Source organism: Bradyrhizobium sp. (genome assembly GCF_049512235.1).
Classification (GTDB): Bacteria; Pseudomonadota; Alphaproteobacteria; order Rhizobiales; family Xanthobacteraceae; genus Bradyrhizobium.
Window position 1 is genome coordinate 1 of the sequence record NZ_JBEKXH010000632.1, and the last position, 3,283, is coordinate 3,283.

1 protein-coding gene is annotated in these 3,283 nt (G+C 65.2%); it reads left to right on the forward strand.

What is annotated here, in order from left to right:
* Positions 1-463: 463 nt before the first annotated feature.
* The gene (locus ABSG20_RS33050) at positions 464-2,941 is read left to right on the forward strand and encodes an adenylate/guanylate cyclase domain-containing protein (RefSeq protein ID WP_423868643.1); all 2,478 of its coding nucleotides are present in this window, start codon (positions 464-466) and stop codon (positions 2,939-2,941) included.
* The last annotated feature ends 342 nt before the right edge of the window (positions 2,942-3,283 follow it).

Below are 3,283 nucleotides of genomic sequence, written 5' to 3' on the forward strand. Positions count from 1 at the left end.
AGGCCGCAACATTCCGGCACCGGCCTCCCCAGCCGCGCCTGCGCAAAACGATTCCACCCCGCCGCCGTCGCCGGACAGCCAGCCGATGAACGACGTACTGCGCCAGCTGTTCAACCGCTGACCGGTGGCTTGGCGGACGATCGCTGCTTCTCCTCCCGCGCCGCCATATTGCCCGCTGCCTTGCACGCCGCTCTATCGCTCTCTTCCCTTCTCGCCAAGGCTTCGCCGGGCGAGAGGGGGAGGGGCGTAGAAGGCGCGCGGCTAACCTTACCGGGCGCCCCCCGGCCGGCCCGCGCAAAATCATGCTAGAAAGGTCGCGGCTGGGGCGGCAGGCCGCTGCCGCTTCTAACTGCTTTCCGCCGCAATGGCGGTCGATGCGACATCCGCTGCGGATGCAACATCGGCTGCGAGTGCATCCGCTGCCGAGGCGTGCTCCGGGGGCGGGTGGCGTACAGGGGTCTGGATGATCGGGGTCAAGGACAGGATCGGATCGCTCCGCGAAGGCCTGTTCGCCAAATATGTGCTCGCGCTGGTCGGTCTGGTGGTGTTCGTGCTCACCATCAACGGCGCCACCGAAGCCTGGATCAGCTACCGCGCCACCAAGACCACACTCACCGACGCGATGTCGGAGAAGGCCGAGGCCACGGCGCGGCGGATCGAGCAGGCGGTCAGCGATCTCGAGCGGCAGATGAGCTGGGTGACGCGCGCCGGCGCCGTGGACCACCGCAGCGATTATGCCCAGTTGCTGAACCAGGTGCCCTCCGTCAGCCAGCTCTCGCTGCTCGACGGCAATGGCCGCGAGCAGCTCCGGCAGTCGCGCACCACGATCCTGGCGGGCAGCAAGGCGGATTTTTCCCGCGACAGCAGGTTTACCGAGACCGTCGCCCGCGGCGCCAGCTACGGTCCGGCCTTTTTCCGGGGCGCGCGGCCTATGATGTCGATCGCGATATCGCATACCGGGTTCAATGCCGGCGTCACCGTCGCCGAGATCGACCTCGGCTTCCTCGGCGATTTTTTCGCTGACGCCCAGGTCGGCAAAGCCACGGCGGCCTATGTGGTGGATGCACGCGGCCAGGTACTGGCAAGCTCGGCGCGAGGTCCGGAAGTGGCCCGCGACGTCTCGGCCCTGCCCCAGGTCGCCGCCGTGATCAGACCGGGTGGCGAGGCGCTGGCCTCGGGCCATGACGTCGACGGCCATTCGGTACTGAGCGTGTCGGATACGATGCCAAAGCTCGGCTGGTTCGTCTTGTTCGAGCAGCCGAGCGAGCAGGCGCTGGCGCCGATCCGGGATCAGCTGCTGCGGGTCGGCTTGCTGGTCGCGCTCGGGCTTGTGGTCGCGATCACAGCCGGCACCGTGCTGGCGCGCCGGATGCTGGTTCCGATCACCGCGCTGCGCACCGGCGCGCGGCGGCTCGGCGCCGGCGATTTCAGCCAGCGCATCGAGGTGCGCACCAAAGACGAGCTGCAGGAACTCGCCGAGCAGTTCAACAGCATGGCCGGACAATTGCAGGAAACCTATGCAGGCCTGGAATCCAAGGTCGAGGAGCGTACCCGCGATCTGGCGCGGTCGATCAACGAACTTAAAGTGCTCGAGGAAGTCGGCCGCGCGGTCGCCTCCTCGCTCGATCTCAACGCCGTGCTGCCGACGGTCGCGGCCCGCGCGCTCGAAATCACCCACGCCGACGCGGTCCTGATCTACAGCTATGACGCGGCACAGCATCAGTTCAATCTGACCGAGGCAAGCGGGATCGACCAAGCGGCCGAGGGCCAGCATCTTTCGATCGACGAGAGATCGAGCGTGCTCGGCGAAGCCGCTCGCCTGGGCGAGCCAATCGCGATCCCCGATCTTGACCAGGCCGCCGATCAGCTCCTGCGCGACGTCGCGGTGGCGGCGGGCTTTCATTCGGTGCTGGTGGTGCCGCTGGTCGATCAGAAGGGCATTCTGGGATCCCTGGTGGTGCTGCGCAAAAACGCCGGCGAATTTTCGCCTGATCTGATCGGATTGATGCGGACCTTCGCGCATCAATCCGTGCTCGCCATGCGCAATGCGCGGCTGTTCACTGAAGTGGATCAGAAAGGCCGCGAACTGGCCTCCGCCCACGCCACCGTGCAACAGCAGGCCGCGAAATTGCAGGAGCAGACCGACCAGCTCAAGGACTGGAACCGGTCGCTGGAAGAGCGGGTCGACAAGCAGCTTAAGGAAATCGAACGCATCCGCCGGCTCGAACGTTTCCTGGCGCCGCAGGTGGCGCAACTGATCGCCTCCTCCGACGGCCACGATGCGCTGCTCGACAGCCACCGCCGCGAGGTCACCGTGGTGTTCTGCGACCTGCGGGGTTTTACCGCCTTCACCGAAAGTACCGAGCCGGAAGAAGCCATGAACGTGCTGCGCGAATATCACACAGCCCTCGGCGAATTGATTTTCCGCTATGAGGGCACGCTCGACCGCTATGCCGGCGATGGCGTGATGATCCTGTTCAACGCGCCGATCCAGTTCGACGATCACACACTGCGCGCGGTGAAGATGGCGGTTCAGATGCGCGACAGCATCGGCGCCTTGACCGAGCGCTGGCGCAACCGCGGCCACAGCCTGGGTTTCGGCGTCGGCATCGCACTCGGCTATGCGACCCTGGGCCAGATCGGCTTCGAGCAGCGGCTGGAATATGCCGCGATCGGCAGCGTCACCAACCTCGCCTCGCGGCTGTGCGACGAAGCCAAGGCCGGCCAGATCGTGGTCTCCAGACGGGTCTACGGCATGGTCGAGGATTACGTCGAGGCCGCTGCTATCGACGATCTGCAGCTGAAGGGCTTCAATCATCCGGTGCTGGCGATGGAAATCCTGCGCTGGCGCGGGAAAGCCGGGCTGGCCGAGACGGAGAAAGCGGAAGATGTCGACGCCGCGGCCGCCATGCCGCCGCGGCGCAGGAAGCAGCCGAAATAAGCGAGCCTGCGTCATTTCGCTCCCAAAGAATTTCGAACAGCCCCGAAAAAAAATTAATCTGAGATCGTCATTGCGCGCTTTAGCGAAGCAATCCAGCTTTAGCGCCGCGGAGAGAAAGCTGGATTGCTTCGTCGCAAGGCTCCTCGCAATGACGGGTGTTTCTAACATGCGTTCGCAGCCCCGCGGCGCGACGCGCCCGGGCTTTTGCCTGGAAACTCATCGCCCTCAGAAACAGAGGGCGTGGGGAATGCCGGATGCCCAGTGGCACCCGCAGCCTCGCGTGCAGAAAACGGCCATCACGCACACGAGTATTCACAGCGAGGCACCGGAAAACACCCGGCA

Coding starts and splice junctions, on each gene's coding strand:
- ABSG20_RS33050 (WP_423868643.1), top strand. CDS start 464: ATGATCGGGGTCAAGGACAGGATCGGATCGCTCCGCGAAGGCCTGTTC.